This is a genomic window from Rhizobium phaseoli (assembly GCF_001664385.1).
In the GTDB taxonomy this organism is placed as follows: domain Bacteria; phylum Pseudomonadota; class Alphaproteobacteria; order Rhizobiales; family Rhizobiaceae; genus Rhizobium; species Rhizobium phaseoli.
In genome coordinates, this window is sequence record NZ_CP013536.1 from 888900 (window position 1) to 906752 (window position 17853).

General features: G+C 61.5%; 14 protein-coding genes and 4 pseudogenes. 5 read left to right on the plus strand and 13 right to left on the minus strand.

The window, feature by feature from the left end; translation table 11 throughout:
* Window positions 1–59: 59 nt before the first annotated feature.
* Together AMC88_RS31315 and AMC88_RS31320 are read right to left on the minus strand one after the other, a co-directional pair.
* Window positions 60–974: an SDR family oxidoreductase gene (locus AMC88_RS31315; protein WP_064830288.1), complete on the minus strand. Its 915-nt coding sequence runs from the start codon at window positions 972–974 to the stop codon at window positions 60–62.
* Window positions 975–1148: 174 nt separating this feature from the next.
* Window positions 1149–2035: pseudogene (locus tag AMC88_RS31320) on the minus strand (oxidoreductase).
* A gap of 301 nt (window positions 2036–2336) precedes the next feature.
* Between AMC88_RS31320 and AMC88_RS31325 the strand changes: the two are divergent.
* Entirely contained in the window at window positions 2337–3248 is a 912-nt protein-coding gene (locus AMC88_RS31325; RefSeq protein ID WP_064830289.1) for an AraC family transcriptional regulator, read from the plus strand.
* 64 nt (window positions 3249–3312) lie between these two features.
* On the opposite strand, the gene AMC88_RS31330 is transcribed toward AMC88_RS31325, so the two are convergent.
* The 3 genes from AMC88_RS31330 to AMC88_RS31340 are packed head-to-tail and all read right to left on the minus strand — an operon-like array spanning window position 3313 to window position 5903.
* Entirely contained in the window at window positions 3313–3909 is a 597-nt protein-coding gene (locus tag AMC88_RS31330; protein ID WP_150128091.1) for a ketosteroid isomerase family protein, read from the minus strand.
* On the minus strand, window positions 3867–4976 hold the full coding sequence (locus tag AMC88_RS31335) for a WD40/YVTN/BNR-like repeat-containing protein (protein WP_064830291.1): 1110 nt from the start codon (window positions 4974–4976) through the stop codon (window positions 3867–3869). The genes AMC88_RS31330 and AMC88_RS31335 overlap by 43 nt, the downstream gene beginning before the upstream one ends.
* A gap of 39 nt (window positions 4977–5015) precedes the next feature.
* Window positions 5016–5903, minus strand: coding sequence for a zinc-binding dehydrogenase (locus AMC88_RS31340; RefSeq protein WP_167355302.1), 888 nt, complete (start codon window positions 5901–5903; stop codon window positions 5016–5018).
* A gap of 185 nt (window positions 5904–6088) precedes the next feature.
* Here AMC88_RS31340 and AMC88_RS31345 point away from each other — a divergent pair, with 185 nt between their 5' ends.
* Window positions 6089–6643 (plus strand): PadR family transcriptional regulator, encoded by a 555-nt coding sequence (locus AMC88_RS31345; RefSeq protein ID WP_064830293.1) that lies wholly within the window; start codon window positions 6089–6091, stop codon window positions 6641–6643.
* Between the two features lie 133 nt (window positions 6644–6776).
* Here AMC88_RS31345 and AMC88_RS32920 read toward each other — a convergent pair.
* The 3 genes and pseudogenes from AMC88_RS32920 to AMC88_RS31360 all read right to left on the minus strand — a co-directional run.
* Window positions 6777–7178 (minus strand): annotated as a pseudogene (locus AMC88_RS32920) (DUF932 domain-containing protein); the annotation flags it as partial.
* A gap of 73 nt (window positions 7179–7251) precedes the next feature.
* Window positions 7252–7908: a hypothetical protein gene (locus tag AMC88_RS31355; protein ID WP_064830295.1), complete on the minus strand. Its 657-nt coding sequence runs from the start codon at window positions 7906–7908 to the stop codon at window positions 7252–7254.
* A gap of 134 nt (window positions 7909–8042) precedes the next feature.
* Window positions 8043–10100, minus strand: a complete 2058-nt coding sequence (locus AMC88_RS31360; RefSeq protein WP_150128092.1) for a ParB/RepB/Spo0J family partition protein — start codon at window positions 10098–10100, stop codon at window positions 8043–8045.
* 108 nt (window positions 10101–10208) lie between these two features.
* Here AMC88_RS31360 and AMC88_RS34430 point away from each other — a divergent pair.
* Window positions 10209–10682 (plus strand): annotated as a pseudogene (locus tag AMC88_RS34430) (cysteine hydrolase family protein); the annotation flags it as partial.
* Window positions 10675–10830 (plus strand): annotated as a pseudogene (locus tag AMC88_RS31370) (cupin domain-containing protein); the annotation flags it as partial. The pseudogenes AMC88_RS34430 and AMC88_RS31370, both read left to right, overlap by 8 nt.
* Window positions 10831–10935: 105 nt before the next feature.
* Here AMC88_RS31370 and AMC88_RS31375 read toward each other — a convergent pair.
* From AMC88_RS31375 to AMC88_RS31390, 4 genes are read right to left on the minus strand one after another with little or no spacing between them, the layout of a single operon-like run.
* On the minus strand, window positions 10936–12375 hold the full coding sequence (locus AMC88_RS31375; RefSeq protein WP_064830296.1) for a coniferyl aldehyde dehydrogenase: 1440 nt from the start codon (window positions 12373–12375) through the stop codon (window positions 10936–10938).
* Between the two features lie 21 nt (window positions 12376–12396).
* Window positions 12397–13503, minus strand: coding sequence for an NAD(P)-dependent alcohol dehydrogenase (locus AMC88_RS31380; RefSeq protein WP_064830297.1), 1107 nt, complete (start codon window positions 13501–13503; stop codon window positions 12397–12399).
* Window positions 13504–13556: 53 nt separating this feature from the next.
* Complete coding sequence (locus AMC88_RS31385) at window positions 13557–14381, minus strand: p-hydroxycinnamoyl CoA hydratase/lyase (protein ID WP_064830298.1); 825 nt, start codon at window positions 14379–14381, stop codon at window positions 13557–13559.
* A 42-nt stretch (window positions 14382–14423) separates the two neighbouring features.
* Window positions 14424–16010 carry an AMP-binding protein gene (locus AMC88_RS31390; RefSeq protein WP_064830299.1) on the minus strand — a complete coding sequence of 529 codons (1587 nt, stop codon included), beginning with the start codon at window positions 16008–16010 and terminating at the stop codon, window positions 14424–14426.
* A gap of 197 nt (window positions 16011–16207) precedes the next feature.
* Here AMC88_RS31390 and AMC88_RS31395 point away from each other — a divergent pair, with 197 nt between their 5' ends.
* Window positions 16208–16693 carry a MarR family winged helix-turn-helix transcriptional regulator gene (locus tag AMC88_RS31395; protein ID WP_064830300.1) on the plus strand — a complete coding sequence of 162 codons (486 nt, stop codon included), beginning with the start codon at window positions 16208–16210 and terminating at the stop codon, window positions 16691–16693.
* A 33-nt stretch (window positions 16694–16726) separates the two neighbouring features.
* On the opposite strand, the gene AMC88_RS31400 is transcribed toward AMC88_RS31395, so the two are convergent.
* Window positions 16727–17626 (minus strand): helix-turn-helix transcriptional regulator, encoded by a 900-nt coding sequence (locus tag AMC88_RS31400; RefSeq protein WP_064830301.1) that lies wholly within the window; start codon window positions 17624–17626, stop codon window positions 16727–16729.
* Between the last annotated feature and the right edge of the window lie 227 nt (window positions 17627–17853).

The window sequence follows — 17853 nt, forward strand, 5'->3', positions numbered from 1 at the left end:
CCCAGCGTCAGGTGCGGGAGGGCGGTTCTCGGAACGGCCCTCCCTCACCCGCGCGGGGGTTATCCGCGCAAGGCTTTCGGGTCTTCGGCCGGCTTGAAGTAGGCGCCGCTTGCGAGGTCCGATAGCAAGGTTGGCATCGTCGGCTTCCAGCCCAGACGCGCCTGCGTGAGGTCGCTCGAGGGGTCGAGGTCAAAGGCGACGAAATTCGCAAACCATCCGAAGTGAGCCTCTGCTTCAGGCATCGACTTGGAAACAACAGGCACGCCCAGCCCGCGACCGATCGCGGTCGCGATGTCCTTGAAGGGAACCTTTTCTTCCGCCACCGCGTGATAGCGGTGGCCTGACTCGCCCTTCTCGAGCGCAAGGCGATACAGCGCCGCCGCGTCGAACCGATGCACGGCCGGCCAGTTGTTCTGGCCGTCATCGATGTATACGGAGACGCCAGTCTTGCGCGCAATCTCGATCAGCATCGGCACGAAAGCGTGGTCGCCCTCACCATGGACCGACGATGCGAGACGGACGGTCGCGGCATGCACTCCCTTCTGAACGATCGCATCGGTTGCTTCTTCCGTCGCCGCGCGCGGGCCGCCGGTTTCCGGCAACGTGTCCTCGGTTACCCTGACGCTCTTGGGGAGAATGCCGACGGCCGAGGTGATGACGAGGCGGCGCGACGTACCTTCGACGGCGGAACCGAGGGCCTCGATCAGCCGGCGATCCGCTTCGCAGTTCTCGACGAACTTCGAGAAATCGTTGCTGAACGCGGTGTGGATCACACCATCGCTTGCGATTGCGCCTGCCCGCACGCTATCAAGGTCCTCGATATCGCCGCGATGAGGCGTTGCGCCAACTGCAGTGAGCTCAGCTGCGGACCGGTCGGATCGGACCAGGCCGAGAACTTCATGACCGGCGGAGAGAAGGTCTTTCACGACTGCGGAGCCGACGAATCCGGTCGCTCCGGTAACAAAAACGCGCATGGTAATTTTTCCATCGTTTCGTGACTATTGGTTCGCTCTTAGCGCGATTACTCGCGCGAGAGCTACGCGTCGTTTATAGGCCTGAGGACAAATACGATCTATGTTAGATCGTCCAAGTTTCCTTGGTCATCGTCCACCGAGATCGAAAACAGCCTAGACGGCGACCCCATGCGGTTAGCCCACCTTCAAGCCGATCGTGTCGAGCTCGGCTACCGCATCGGCGGGCAGCGAGAGCGCGGCGGCCGCAAGGTTCTCGTGCAAATGCGCGACCGAAGAGGTGCCCGGGATCAGCAATATGTTGGGCGAGCGCTGCAGCAGCCAGGCGAGGGCCACCTGCAATGGACTGGCCCCGAGACGTCCGGCGACCTTGGAGAGGCTTTCCGATTGAAGCGGGTTGAACCCACCTAGTGGGAAGAAGGCACATAAGCGATACCGTCTTCGGCGAGACTGTCGATCAGAGCGTCGTCGTCCCGGTGGGCAAGATTGTACTCATTCTGGACGCAAACAACGGGCGCAATCGATAGCGCCTCCGACACCTGCTGCGGTGTTGCGCCGCTGACACCGAGATGCCTGATTAATCCCTCGTCGCGCATGGCAGCAAGCGCGCTGAAACTTCTTGCTATCGAGTGGTCGCCCTTCGCTTGATCGTCGGGATGGATCCGCAAATTGACGACTTCGAGACGATCGATGCCGAGGTTCCCCAGATTGTCTTCTACCGAGGCGCGCAATTCATCCGGCTCTGCCGCCTTTTGCCAGGAGCCGTCATCGCCTCTGACAGCGCCGACTTTCGTGACGATGGTCAGGCCAGTCGGATAGGGCGAAAGGGCCTCGTTGATCAGCTTGTTTACGACATGTGGCCCGTAGAAATCGCTCGTATCGACGTGATTGACACCTGATGCCACGGCCTCCTTCAAGACCGATATCGCGGCACCATGGTCGCGAGGCGGGCCGAAGACGCCCGGGCCGGCAAGCTGCATCGCGCCGTAGCCCATGCGGCTGACCTCGCGATCTCCAAGCATGAAGGTACCGGCTTTTCCGGCGGCGGGTTTGACCGTAGTCATGGATGACTCCTCTGTTCGGTCGCTTGGGCCGATCCATAAGATCGGCCGAATGCAACAAGGCCGGCAGCAAAGCATGGCCGACAGAGGCGATCCATTTTCGATCGTCCAAGTTTCCTTCGCCTTCGTCCACGGGGGTCTTTTTCAGTTCACTCGGCGCGGATCATCCGAAAAGATAAAATACGCGCCGTCGCAACCCCTTCTCCGGCGCATTTTTCCTAGAGACCAAAAAGGCCCTATCGCGCAGATGGTAGACGATTTAAATGAAATTGAACGATTTTACTTTCGATTGTCCGAGGCGCCGATGGATCCGCTCTCCGATCTGCTATCCCTATTGAAGCCGGTGAATTACATGTCGGCCGGCTTTGACGCCGGCGGAGACTGGGCAATCGATTTTCCCGATCAGCAAGGAACGATCAAAAGTGCGGCCGTTGTGGTCGGCAGTTGCTGGGTTTCGGTAACAGGTGTTGCAAGGCCGGTGCAATTGCATGCTGGCGACTGCTTCGTTCTTCCCCGCGGCCAGACCTTCCAGCTCGCAAGTGAGCCTGGGCTCAAGCCGATCCTCGCCGAGACGGTGTTCAGCGGCGCTGAAAACGGTGGCATCATCCAACTGAACGGCGGCGGCGGGACGTTCATCGTCAGCAGCCGCTTTACCGTTTCGGAGCAGCAGATTGGCATCCTCTTGAGCCTGCTCCCGCATATCGTCCACATCCGCAACGGCACGGAGCACACGCCATTGCGTTGGCTGGTCGAACAGATGATGGAGGAGTTGCGCTCGCCGACGGCCGGCACGGTCCTGGTGTTGCAACACCTTGCGCACATGATCCTTCTTCAGGCGCTGCGCCGCAACCTCGGCCAAGGTGGCGTCGGCCTGCTGTCGGCGCTGGCCGACAAGAATGTCAGCACGGCGCTGATCGCGATGCACCAGAACCCTGCCCGGTCGTGGACAGTGCAGGAACTTGGCGAACTGACGGGAATGTCCAGGTCAGCTTTCGCTCAGCGGTTCAAGGAAACCGTAGGAACAGCACCGATCGACTATCTGACGCGATGGCGGATGTTGCTCGCCGGTGATCGCCTGTTGCAGTCCGACGAGCCGATTTCCGCGATTGCATTTTCGCTCGGCTATGAGTCGGAAAGCGCGTTCAGCACGGCCTTTAAGCGGGTGATGGGAAGGTCGCCCCGACGCAACGGCACGCACGTCGCAACACAAAACTGACTGCGACCGGGCTTTCGTCAGGAAGTCCGGTCGGAAATGTTCGCCAGCGAGAGATGTGTTAGAATTAAGTGTTCAACGCGGCATAGATCTTGCCGATGTCAAACATGTTGTGCACTGAAATGAACTTCTTCGTTTCGGTGTCAATGGTGAAGATCGATGTCGCCGGTAAAGCGATATCGTCCGAGCCTTTCGTAAACGAGAAGATCGGCAGGGCTGTCGAGGCGACGGTCACGGCGTTCTCGCGTGAAGGCTCGAGATCGACAGGGACGATGTTGCCGAGCAAAGGGGTCTTCCAAATCTCGATCATCGTATGATGAATGCCTGCGACGGCCAGAGAGAACCCGGCTGTAAACGTTCTGATCGCTTCCACGGTCACGATAGCCGGGTCAGCATTGAACTTCAGAGTAGTCGTCGGCGCATCCAGATAGAGGGCGGCAAGACGATCAGGATCTCGCGAGTCAACGGCGCTGTAATAGGAGCGAACAATTTCAATCAAATCCTGATCGCTCAGAGATATATTACTATCCATGGTGGTGTTTCCTAAGTTGCATGTATTGGGCTTACCGGTGCTGGCCCCGGCAACGATCTCGCGGTTGCAAGTCTTCTCTGAAGAAGCACTTAACCAAGTGGCAGCAAACTCATCGGGTGCATGTTTTCCCATGCCGGATCGTTTGCGATAAGCTGCCAACCCTCCTTGCCCGGCGCCTGCTCGAAGAGGCCAAGGTTCGAAAGGGCAAACCAGTATCCTGGCCTATGCGGGTCAGCTGTCAGGACCGGAATGAGACTGTGGTCGCGGGGAAAGCCGATGGCGTCCTCCTTCCAGGCTTGGCCGACACGTTTGAAGATCGAAGAGGGTCCAGCTGAGGGATGTCGGCCGGACACGGCTTGGCGATTATTTTGGCTGTCGTGAAGTTGTGCCTTCCAGTCGCGGCCGTGTGCCATGCCCGGATTGGGCGATGCGGCAACGCGAATGTCGTCAGGATCCGAAGGGTTGATCGACATTCCATAGAGGTAGACCATTTCCTCGAGACCGCGGCTGACGTAGTTCCAGGACTCGCCGCCATCCAGGCTTTCGCCGAAGGACCGACCCGGCCTCATCAGTCCATCTCCAAGCGCGCCGTAAATCCTTCGCGGTGCCAGCGGATGGGTCAACAACACGTGGGTATCAAGGGGACTGTCAGAACGGCGGTCCTCAAAGGTTTTGCCGCCATCCATACTGCGAAGAAAGGCGCCAAACTCGACTGACACGTAGATTTGTCCGCTTTCACCATGTGCGATCCATCGCACATGGTGCGTTGCCGGCCGCGGCGGATAGGCCCAGCTACGTCGGGAGGGGAGACTGTCCAGTGCGTTGACCAGCTGAAAGGTCAGGCCGTGATCGTCCGACCGATAGAGCCTGCTGGGTTCTGTCCCGATCCAGACAGGATGTCGGCCGTCATGATTTTTCTGCGGATCGACACTGACAAAAGTCGTCTCGCGTTCAGGCAATGCGCCATAGACCTCTGGGCCGTAATAGCTTTGCGGCGTCCCAACCGGAAGCCAGGTGCGCCCCGTATCATCGCTTCGCCAAAGACCGCGATTGTAGGTAGCGCAATAGATGATCGCGGGTTCGCTGGGATCGATCGCAAACGCGGTTGGTTGCGTGGCCGGCATAAGCACCGCCGGCTTTTGGCTTTCCCGTTCGAAGCGGAAAAGCCCGCCACTCATGCCGATGAGGAAGTGTGTCATGATGCCTCCAGTCGTCGGACAATCGCCAGCCAAAGCCGGTCAGAACGTGAGTATGATCGCCCCACGCCTGGGACCAACCTCGGAGAGTTCAACGGCTCGTGCGGCTTCAGCCAGAGGATACTCGGTCGCGACGTCGAATATATGCGGTTTCTGTCGTGCCGCCTCGAAGATCTCTTTGAAACACGCAGCGCGGTCTGCTGCTGGCATGGCAGAGGCCAATCCTGCGGACGAAAGTCCTTTTATAGTAAGACCGCGGGCTGTGATGAGCAGCGTCGAGATCGGCGATGGATGGGGATCAAGGCCACCATAGACAATGGCGGTGCCGCCTGGAGCAAGTACGCCCAGCAACGCAGGCAGCAGCGCGCCCCCGACGGGATCGACAACAACACCGATATCGCCGCCAGCGGCAGCCTTAAGCGTATCCTGCCAGTCGCTCACGCTGGTGTTGATCGCAGGCGTGCCTGGGAAATCGTGCTGGATTGCATCGACGGCATCATCGCGCCTGACGAGCCCGATGACCTTGCGGTTCTGGATTGCGGCAAGCGTCATGAAGATTCGGCCGACGGTCGAGGTCGCGGCGGAGACAAGGATGGGCCTGTCTTTTCCCGTCTCGCCGTTGGCCTGGACCGCTGCGCGCAATAGCAGCAGGGCTGCCATGCCATTGGTGAGCAACTGGCTGAGAACCGCGTCGCCGATATCGTCGGGAAGTTGGACCAACGTGCCGAGCGGCATTGCGACCCGTTCCGCCCATGTGCCGCGCGTCGGGTAGAAGCCGACTCGGGAACCGACTGAGAAATGTTGATCGGCCGGCGCTCCCTCACCAAAGCTTTCGATCACACCAAGCCCGTCGATGCCGGGAATGCCCTGTTCGGAGAAGAACTGCCGGGGAAGGACGCCACGAACCGCTTGGTGATCGGCGGCATGCACAACCCTTTTCGTTACCCGAACGATCGCCTCGCCTGACCTGGCGATAGGTTCGTCGACATCACCAAGTTTCACGACATCTTTGGGATCGCCAGTCGCACCGACAATAACCGCTTTCATAATACCCTCGATTAGCGTTACATTCGTCTAATATCGACATCCTACGAAAATACTCGCGCGAGAGCAATATGTCATCCATCCGCTTTTTCATCCTTTCCTGTTTCGAGGAAATCGGTCCGACCCATGGTCACCACCTAAGGAAAGAAGCCGAACGCAAGCGCATGCCGCTCTGGACGGACATAACGGTCGGAGCGGTCTACGGCGCGATAGGCCGGCTGGCGTCGGAAGGATTGCTGCGGGAGATCGACCGGCAGTCGGAGGGCAACCGACCGGCACGGCAGATATTCGAGATCACCCAAGAAGGTCGCGCAGCGTTGCAAGACCTTCGTCGGCAACTCCTAGAAGAGGTCTGGTTTCGATATGATCCATTTGACCTGGGCATCAGCGTTGCGGAAGGATACGACCCAAAATGGCTTCATGATACGCTTATCAAGCGTCGCGAGGCGACAGCGAACTTGCTTGAACAGCGCCGGAAGATAACCAGCGACGCCATGCAATGCGTCAGCGGGATGCAGGTCTGGGCTCTCAAGCACAGTGAGCGGCGATTGGCGGCAGACCTCGAATTTCTCGACGAGCTGATCACGTCTGCTTTCGAAAAGCCCGCCTTTGAAGCCAACGGCTAAAACGTGTTGGATAATCCAGGTTCCTTCTTGCCAGCATAGACCGCACGCTGCTCTCCGGCGCGCGCTTTTTCCAGCAAGCCTGCAAGCTCCTGATTATAAAATTGCGCCAGCGCCGGTCAGCGCTATACGGCCTCTGGGCACGGTGATTGAGCAGACCATGCTGAAGATTGATGGCGGCAAGCGGCGCCGGCAGCTGGCGCATGTAGGTGGCGGGAGCTCCAACCAGGCTGCAGAGCTGACCGTAGCTCCAATGGGTCGGGGCGATCGGCTGGCGCTCACCGGGAACGAGGAGCTCGAGCCGCTCGGCATTATCGCGGGTCGCCTCGACGCGGATCGCCGCACTTTCGATCGTTCGCGCATGCGCGCGGTCCGCCCGGGACCGGACGGTGTCGTAGAGCTCGGTCAAGGACATGAACCGTTCGTCGTCAGGGCGCGAAAACCATTCCGACGAAACGCGGCCGATCCGTTCGCCACGGGAAATATCGACTTTGAAGCCAGAAACTGTCGGCCGAGTGTTGGTGCTGAGAGTGTTCATTGGACTATCTCCTGAAAAGCAAGAGCCCGGCGCATTGGCCGGGCTGGGTTGAGGGTATAAGGGCGGAAAAGGATCATTCTCGATGGAGGCGCCGGTGCGCTGCCCGGATCGCCGTCAGGGCCGCCTGGAATTCCGCGTTGCTGACGACATCAGAGACGTCCGTCGTCGTCGCCATGGAGACGCACGCCTCGTGGATCTCGTCATCGCTCACCGCCTCGGTCGAAAGCCCGCCAAAACGGTGATCGACCTCGAGAACAGCGACGATGGCCTCGCGAACCCGGTCTTCCTGCAGCCGGGCGAGAACGTGGACAGGACTCGGCGGTTCGGCAGGCTCATCAGGATCCGGACCTCCCGCGAGAATGGCTTCTCCTCGTGCAATCTCCCAAGCTGAACGATTAAGCCAGTCGAGTGACGGCTCTCGGTCGGCATGGGCATCGTCGAAAAAGACCTTCAGCAGGCCGAGCAGGATCTCGAAATGACGAGCCCGACGCTGGAGCGTGTCCTCGAACTGCGACGGTACCGGGATCGATGGGCCGTTATAAGCAGTGTGCGCTCCTTCCCAGGCGCCGGTGACATGGACCCGGCGGGAGGAATCGTGATCATTCCCGGCCATCTTCCAGTTGTCGTCGTCGATTGCTGCACGGCAGGCCGCCTCCAAGGTCTCGGCGGCATAGGTGCGATGCCGGACAACCGGCAAGTGAAAGGTGGTTTCGATCGTAAAATCGGACATTACACTCTCCTGGAAACGGATGCGGCCCGGTCTCATTTCGGAGCCGGGCCGTCGGTTCGGTCTCGTGAAACGGGGATTATTCGGCCGCGTCGAGATGCCGGTGTTCGTCGATCTCGTCAGTTGGCGCGGAGGCATTATCCGGCGTCGGTGAGGAAAGCCGGGAGATCAAGCGCCGGTGTCTCGACTGTCCCGCCATCAGCAATCTCGCCGGCTTCGACAATCCCCTGCTCGAACGAGGCGCTGTCTGTGACAAGCCGAAGCGGTTCGGGTAGCCAGCCGCTATTGGTCATCAGCCGTTCGGCTTCGAGGGCCATGTCGGCCTTCTTGAGATGGCCGATCAGTTCCGCCGACCGATTGCCCCTCGCCTCGCGGACCGCCTGCAGGATACGAGCCTTGGTGACGCGTCCGAAGTAGTTGTCAGCCGTCGGCGCCCATCCTGCCTCGACCATCCCAAAGCCGATTGAGCGGGCCAGTTGATCGGCGTGCGCGATTGCGCGGGTTCGCTTGTTCCAGGGCTCGATCACAGCATTGACCGATAGCGAGGCGCAATGCGCAAAAAGCGCCTGTCGGCTCACATCGTCGAGACCGATCAGAAACGCCCAGAGATCATTCGGATCCCTGGGAAGATCCTGGCCCCAGCCCTCCTGCCGCTGGTCGATTTCCTTTGCCCATACCGTGTCGCCGAGCCCGTCAGTTTGGCTGAATTTCGCGCTCTGCAACGTTATCTCCAGGCATGAGTCCGAACCATAGGAATAGAAGGTCTTCAACACGAGGGCGTGCAGCACGGCAATGAAGGCCACGACCGGATCGTTGGCGAGCCCATTGCGGAGCGCAACAGTCCGCGCGGCCGTCAGATCGAGAACCAGGCGATCGGGTAGCGGTTTGACCGTCTCATCCTCGTCTTCCGATTGATCACCGCCAGCAGCCGTTTCCTCGGTGACGGATGAACGGCCATTGAGATCGACGCTACCACCATCGTCAGCATCGAAGGCCTCGACGTCCGCTTTTTGCTCATCTTCGGGCCGTACGAACCCCCGTTCTATCTTGAGCTCGCCGCCGGCGCCAAGCGAAACAAAGACGCCGCCGCGAGCAACGTCCTCGGCGTCGAAGACATAGGGTCGATCATGGAGCCGGTCGATCTCGGTGCCGAGTTCCTCGAGCCTCTGTTCGGTTGCCGCGGAATATTCGCTCGCCTTGGCATACTCCGCATCGAGCTTGTCGTATTCGGCCCGTGTAGCATCGTAGCGGGCGCGCTCCTCCTCGGCCATCTCGGCCTGCGCCCCGTAGAAGCGACGAAGCCCGGATGTATGGCCATAGGAAAAATCGAAAGCGGCTTCGATCCATTTCCAGCCTTCGGCCTCCTGGATCGCATCGGCGTCAGCCTTGAGTTTTTCGAGCGCGAGCTGCTCCAGAAGCACCGGATCCTGCAGCCATCCGCCCTGATCCTGTTCGAACAGATCGCGCATCACCACGCCGCCGGCCGCTTCATAGACATCGACGCCGACATAGACGGCGCGACGGTCACTGGCGCGGATCGCGGATTCAGTCAGTAAGCGCCGGATGTAATATGGCTCGCGACTATGCGATCGGGAGAGCCTATCCCAGACCTGTTCCTGGCGGACACGATCGTTGGTGATCGAGAACGCCATGATCTGCTCGAGGTTCATTTCGTCTTCGGCGTAGAGATCGAGAAGCCGGGACGAGACGGACGCAAGCCGCAGGCGCTGCCTCACCGTGGCGACCGAGACGAAGAACCGCGCAGCGATTTCTTCCTCGCCGAGCCCCTGCTCCCGCAGCGCCTGGAAGGCGCGGAACTGATCAAGAGGATGCAGGCTGACGCGATGGACGTTTTCAGCAAGGGAATCCTCAACCTCCGACGTCCCACTGCTGCTGACGATGCACGGAACGCCGGCGGTTTGGCCAAGCCGTTTCTGCGACACGAGCCACTCAAGAGCACGATAGCGACGCCCGCCGGCCGGGATGCGGTACATACCGGTTTCTTTGCCCTCATGATTAAGTTCGGGCCGAACGTTAAGGCTGGCCAAAAGACCGCGGTGGGCGATGTCCTCCGCAAGATCCTCGATCGACACACCCGCCTTGATCTTGCGGACGTTCTGCTGGCTGAGCACCAGCTTGTTGAAGGGGATGTCGCGGGCTGCACTGAGGGTGATTTTCTGGATGGCTTGTGCCATGTCGTTTCTCCATGGCGGACCGGCTGGAGCCTCTCTCCAAACCTCTCATTCCGCCACGGCCTCCCCTTCCCTCCTCTGCCTCTCACTCGGCCGGCCAGCAACAGCATCGCCGATGGTGTCCTCCTCCTCAGCCGCGCCCGAGATCCGGGCCCGCATTATGAAAGCCCGCAATTCAGGCACGGCCGTCCTGCTCCGAGCGGCGACGAAGGCCCCATGGGCCGCATCCTCATAGCTGGCGAGCCGGGAACGGCGATCCTACCGGAGCTTGCTCCGATCGATGGCGAAGTGGTCATCGAAAAGCCCGGCAAGGGCGCCTTCTATGCCACCGGACTCGCGGAGGCGCTGCAGCGAAAGGGCATCAGGCAACTGGTCTTTGCTGGCGTGACCACCGAGGTCTGCGTTCAGACGACCATGCGCGAGGCGAACGACCGCGGCTATGAGTGCTTGCTCGCCGAGGAGGCGACGGAAAGCTACTTTCCCGAGTTCAAGGCCGCCGCCATCGCCATGATCCGCGCCCAGGGCGCGATCGTCGGCTGGACCGCCCATGTCGACGACATTCTGGAAAGCATTGCCCATGCCTGAAACCACCCGCGAACTTATGACATCCGGCGGCTGGAAGGAATTGGCATTCGGCCCCTTCCGCGATCAGGTGACCATCCATTGGATCCGTCCCTTCGAGGACGACCAGCCGGGCGTGGCGCTGCTGAAATACGAGGCCGGCGGCGTCATCATCACCACCAAGCTGAGCTTCAGGAATGGGTTAGCGTCTTCGGCGACGCCAAGATGACCATCGCGCTGCTCGATCGGCAGCGCGCCGCCGCCGCCCGTGATGCCCTTACTTGCAGATCGCCGCGGCGAGAAAGCCACGCATCGCATCGCCGAAAGGCGGCCGCATCATGTATTCGGCTTCTACCATCCTGCTCTGGTGATAGACGGCGCGTGGATGCGAGAAGGTGAGGAAACCGAACTTACCGTGATAGGCGCCCATGCCGGAATGGCCGACACCGCCGAAAGGCAGACCTTCCGCCGTGACGTGGCTCATGCAGTCGTTGACCGTCACGCCGCCGGAGGTCGTATTGTCGAGTACACGACGCTCTTCATCGGGGTCCCGGCCGAAATAATAGAGCGCAAGCGGCCGCGGCTTGGCATTGATGCGGTCGATGACATCGGCAATATCCCGATAGGCGATGACCGGCAGCACCGGCCCGAAGATTTCCTCCTGCAGGATGCGCATGTCTTCCGTAGGATCGAGGATGAGGGTCGGCGGCATTCGGTGGGCCGATTGCTGGGAAAAATTCTCGTCCGCTGGGTTGATCTCGACGACACGGGCGCCCTTGGCCCTGGCATCGTCGATCAGCGCCTGAACTCGGGCGTGATGGCGGGCATTGACGATCGAGGTGTAATCAGGATTTTCCTTCAATCCCGAATACATTGCGCCGACCGCAGCGACTGCATGTTCGGCGAAGGCCGCCACGCTTTCCTCGGGCACATAGGCGTAGTCCGGCGCAAGGCAGATCTGGCCGGCATTCAGTGTCTTGACGGTCATGACCCGGCGCGCCGCATCTGCAAGGTCGGCCGAACGGCCGACGACGACGGGCGACTTGCCGCCGAGCTCGAGCGTCAACGGCGTCAGGTTTTCCGCCGCCGCGCGCATGACATGATGGGCGATCGCCGTCCCGCCGGTAAAGATCAGGTGGTCGAAACCAAGCGATGTAAAGCCCGTGCCGGTGGCCGGCCCGCCCTGAACGACGGCGATTTCCGTTTCGTCGAAGGCACCGGCGACGAGTTGCGCCATCAAGGCCGCCGATGCCGGGGTGACCTCCGACGGCTTGATCGTCGCGCGGTTGCCGGCGGCAAGGATGCCGGCCAGCGGGGCAAGGGCGAGCTGATAGGGAAAATTCCAGGGGCTGAGGATCCCGACCACCCCTTTCGGCTGGTAGACCACCTCGGCGAGCGCATCCGGGAACAAGGCCTCATGCTGCTCGGGCTTCAGCCATTCGGCCAGATGGGCCTTGGCGTATTTCAGCGAACCGACGCAGGTGAAAACGTCGAGAAGCAGGCTCGCCTCGACACTGCGGCTGCCGAAATCCTCCGACAGGGCGGCGGCAATCGCGTCCTTATGATCGACGAGAAGGGCGATGACGCGGTCGATGCGATCGATGCGGGTCGCAATATCAGGCGGCCCTTCCTTAAGGAATGACGCCCTTTGCCGGGCAAGTAGCGCCTTCATGGCGTCGGGGCTGGTATCGGTCGTGATTGGGCTGACGATGTTCATTCTTTCCTCCCTTGAATTGTCTCAGGCGGCCGACTGACGCACGACAGGTTTCAGCACTATGCCCTTTTGCGCATCCTCCACGGCCTGGTTGATGTCGGCGAAATCATAGAAGGTGACGAGCCTGTCGAAGGGAAAGCGGCCCTGCTGATGGAGATCGATCAAGAGCGGGATCAGCACATCGGGATTGGAGTCACCCTCGACGATGCCGCGCACCCGGCGTCCGCCCGAGAGAATATGGGTGAGGTCGAGCGTCAGCGTCGCGCCGTGCGGCGAGGCCCCGACGATACCGCAGGTGCCGCGCGGCGCGAGCACCCGCACGCATTGATCGATGACGGCAGGCACGCCTGAGGCATCGATCGCATAATCGACGCCGGCGCCGGTCAGCGCCATGATCGCGGCGACCGCATCGCCGGCCTTGCCGTCGACAATATCGGTCGCGCCGAGCTCAGTCGCAAGCGCCAGCCGCGCCACATTGACGTCGACCGCAATGATCCTGGAAGCGCCGACGACCCGCGCCGCCATGACGGCGGCAAGGCCGACCGAGCCCATGCCGAACACCGCGAGCACTTTTCCCGGCTCGACCTTCAATGCATTCATCACCGCGCCGGCGCCGGTCTGGATGCCGCAGGCAAGTGGCCCGAGCAGCGCCAGATCGGCGTGATCAGGTACTTTGACGATGTTGCGTTCATGGCAGAGCGCATGGCTGGCGAAAGAGGACTGCCCGAAAATATTGCCGTGCACCCGCTCCCCCCGATAGGAAAGCCCGCTCGAACCATCGGCCCGCGAACCGAAGAAATTGCGCGGAAAGAATTCGTGGCAATAGGTCTCCTCGTGATCGTCGCAACTCGGGCAATGACCGCAGGAATTGAAGGTCATGACCACGTGATCGCCGGGCGCCACCTTGCTGACCCCGGGCCCGACGCGCTCGACGATGCCGGCTCCTTCATGGCCGAGCACGACCGGCTGCGGCACCGGCAGGTGCTGGTCGCGCATGACGATGTCGGTATGGCAAACTCCCGTTGCCACGACGCGGACCAGGATCTCGCCCTCGCGCGGCTCCTCCAGATCGAGGCTTTCCAGTGAAAACGGCATATGCGGCGCACGCGCCACCGCGGCGTTAATCTTCATTGCTTCCTCCTCCCGATAGCAATACGAACGGCCCGGCCATGCCGGGCCTGACCTCAACGGCCGCGATTGTAAGCGCCGAGTCCCGGCTGATAGGCCTTGTCGTCGAGGAACTGCTTCAGCCCCTCGTCGCGCCCCTTGGTCTTGTCGAGAAACAGCATCTGCTCCAGCTTGGCGTAGATGTAGTCGTCGGCGAGATCCCATGGCAGGTTGCGCACGCGCTTGTAGGTGTCCTTGGCGGCCTTCAGCGTCACCGGGTTCTTTTCGAGCAGGCTGGCGCAGATCTTGCGGACACGGGTTTCGAGCTCGGTGAGCGGCACCGCCTCGTTGACGAGACCCATTTCCGCAGCCTTGCGCCCGCCGAACAATTCGCCGGTCATGATGTAATAGAGGGCATCGCGATGGCGCATCACCTCGGCCACCGCACGGGTGACGTTGCCGCCCGGCAGGATGCCCCAATTGATCTCGGAGAGGCCGAAATTCGCCTCCTCGGCGGCAATGGCGAGATCGCAGGAGACGAGCGGCGTGAAGGCGCCGCCGAAACACCAGCCGTTGACCATGGCGATCGTTGGCTTTTCGAAATACATCAGTCGGTTCCACCAGCCGCCGGACTGGCGCCGCGCCTTCAGCGTGGCATCGCGCGGCTTGTCGTCGTTGTCGCGGAAATATTCCTTCAGATCCATGCCGGCCGACCAGGATTGGCCGGCGCCGCGCAGCACGAGAACGCCGCAGCGCTCGTCGCCTTCGAGTTCGTCGAGCGCTTCGAGCATCCGGGCATTGAGCGCCGGGTTCATCGCATTGCGCTTTTCCGGACGGTTCAGCGTCACGAAGGCGATGCCGCCATCGAATTCGACCAGGACTGGCGATGTGTTTTCAGTCATAAGTTCACTCCATTGGTTTCGGCGTGATTGGCCGCAGCCGTTTCACATGGCCTGTCGTTGAAGGATTTCTTCGGAATGGTGCTGGCGCAGAACATGTTTCTGCACCTTGCCGGAGGCAGTTCGGGCAATGGTCTCGACGAAGAGGATGCGAACCGGGCGCTTGAAGGCGGCGAGCCTTTCCGCGCAATGGCCGGCGATCTCCTCGCCCGTCGCCGCAACTCCCGGCCGCAGCACGACATAAGCGACGCCGCATTCGCCCCACCTTTCGTCGGGAACGCCGATGACGGCGGCGTCGAGAACGGCAGGATGACTTGCGAGCGCGGCCTCGACCTCGGCGGGATAAACATTTTCGCCGCCGCTGATGTACATGTCCTTCAGCCGGTCGACGATGCGATAGAAGCCGTTGGCCTCGCGCCGGCCGAGATCGCCGGTGCGGTACCAGCCGTCGGTAAAGGCCGCCGTAGTTTCCCGCGGCTTGTTCCAGTATCCCGACGTCACCGCCGGCCCCCGCAGCCAGAATTCGCCGATCTCGCCCTCCCCGACGTCGCGGCCATCCTCGCCGACAATGCGGATGTCGAGCAGCGGTGCCGGAAGGCCTACGCTGCCGGGATTGTCCTGCACGGCGCGCCGGTCGATCGGCACATGCAGCACCGTTCCCGCTTCGCTCATGCCGTAGCCGTTGACCAGTGCGACGCCGTCGTCGAGATAGCTTTCGATCAGCGTCTGCGTCAGCGGCGCGCCGCCGACGAAGAGCGCGTGCAGGCCGGAAAGAGCCGCAGCGCTATAGGCAGGATCGTTGCGCAAGGCCAGAGCAATCTGCGGCACGGCGAAGTAATGGGTGATGGCGCGTTCACGGTCGGCAAGGGCCGCGAGCGTGCGCGCCGGCGCGAAGCGGTCGGAGACGACGAGCGTACCGCCGAGCATCAAGGTCGTGCGCGCTACCGCGATCAGCCCGATCGTATGGAAGAACGGCAGGTCGCAGAGCGCGACGGCGCCCGGTCCGATCTCGCCGACGAAGGAAAAATTGACCGCGGCGAAAAAGGCGTTGCGGCGGCTGATGACGACGCCCTTCGGCTGTCCCGTCGTGCCCGACGTATAGAGAAGGATGCAAGGCTGATCCGCATCGCAGGGCACGGGGGCCGCCGGAAGGCTCGCCTCGATCCGTGCCGCAAGCCCGGCCGGTCCACCGGCCGTCGATATCACCATCATCTCGGAATCAGCCGATGCAATGTCCGCTGCCGTTGCCGCAAACTCGTCATCGCGAACCAGGACAGCCGGGGCGCAATCGGCAAGAATCGGGCGAAGCTCGGCGGCGTTGAGCCGCCAGTTGAGCGGCACGTAGATGGCGCCGGCGCGCTGGCAGGCAAAGGCAAGCACGATTGAATCCACGGAATTGCGCGCCAGCATGGCCACACGCGCTCCGTCCCGCCGCACCCCAAGCAACGCGACCAGAAAACCGGCGCAGCGTGCAATCCGCCGATCGAGTTCGGCATAGGTAAGCTGCCGGCCGGTGGCGATCTCGAACAGAGCCTGACGATCCGGTGCGACGCGGGCACGGTAGAGGACCGGATCGTCCTGCACCAGCCCGCAATCCGTCGACGAAACCACCCCGGAAAAGGAATGCGCCATATTCTCCTCCCATGCCCGTTGCTCCTCCGACAGGCATCAAATTTGTATGCAACACATACTATTATTTTTCTCCGACAATGCAAGAGGCTGTTCGCGGCAATCCTGCCATTCGACTTCACGCAGCAAAATCGGCATCGCCGATATTGACTAACCCGCTGATTTTGATGGTTATGACGCTTGATGATGCGAGAGGAACGATGGCCGCAAAACCACCGCAGGATGATTTGGAGGGCGAAGACACCCCGCTGGCGCCGCCGCTCGATGTCGGCCGGCTTGGCGATCTTCTGGGCTTTCACCTGCGTATGGCGCATGTCGCGATCTATCGCGATTTCGCGGCAACCATGGAGGAGCTGGGGCTGACCCAGAAGCAACTCGCTGTGATGGAACTGCTGGCCGGCAATCCCGGCGCATCGCAGATCGACCTCGCCAATACGCTCGGCACAGACCGCGCCACCATGATGGCCCTCGTCAACCGCTTGGCCGCCCGCGGCTTCATCGAACGCCGCTCTTCCGCGGCAGACCGCCGCCGCCAGGAACTGCATCTGACGCCGGCCGGTCACGCAATGCTCGTGCAGGCGCGCGAGCGGATCGACCGGCACGAACAGCGTTTCATCACCCTGTTTTCACGCGAGGAAATGGACGGGCTGCTTGCCGCGCTGAAGCGGATCTACAGGGGGAACTAGTGGGCTCGTTCCTGGAGCCCGCCTACCCAGGCTCTAGGGCCAATCCGCGTAGCCCGAGGACAGCATGTTGTTGTACGAGCCGGCAGAAGCGCGAGCGATCTGGCGGTAGCCGGCGGGCGAAAGGCCGGTCTTGCGCTTGAAGAAATGGCTGAAATAGGTCGGGTCGCGGAAACCGAGACTGTCGGAGATTTCCTGGATATTGCGGGCCGAGCGCTCCAATCTCAGCTTCGCCTCCTGCACCACGCGTTCGTGCAGGAGCTGGATCGGCGAGCGGCCGAGCGCCCTCTGGCAGATGGAATGAAGCCGGTCGGCGGTGACGCCGAGTTCGGCGGCATAATCGTTGATTGGTCGGTGGTTGCGGAAACCGGCCTCGACGAGCTGGCGATATCGCTGCAGGATCGAACCGGTTTCGCCCTGCCCTCGCTCCTCGCCTCTTTCCCCGCCACGGCCGCGCCAAAGCGCCATCAGGACCAGCCTGATATAGGCGGCTGCGACCATCCAGGAGGAGCGGGCGGGATCGCCGAGTTCGCGCACGAAGCCCGTAACCAACGGAGCGACCTCCGCCACCAGCAACGGATCCGCCGCTTCGACCAGCTTGCGCTGCTCGGTGAAGAGGCGCAGCGAATAGGATTCCACCTTGTCGCCGATCGCATCGACCATGATCTGCGCCGACACGCCGACCAGATGGGCGGCGGTTCCCGCGGCGATCGACAGATCGCAGCGTGCCTGCGGCGGCAGAAAGGCAATCAGCGGCCCGTGCAGTGGCCGGTCTTCGCCGTTGTCGAAATGAAGCTCGCCCCTCCCCTCGCCAAGCAGGAGGAAATGATGGAAGTCGGCATAGAGCCCCTTTTGAAAACGAATGCGCCGGTGCGAGAGCGACGGCGCGTGCCATTCGCCTCTCGCATAGTGGTGAATCCCCCCGTCCGTCGCCACCGCATCTCCTCCTGCTCCCGGCAAACATGGGCCAATCGCCGGATAATTACAATATTAACCCAGTAAATCGCATTCCATCCTGAACCGATCGGCGTAACCTCATTGTCATCAGCCTTTGGGAGGAGGCTCTTCAACAGATGCAGGATGGTCAGCCGGCGTTTTAGCCGCGGCTTCCGCTCGTCCCTCCCTGGCAAAAACAACGCGCCTGCTGGCAGCACCAGTTGGGG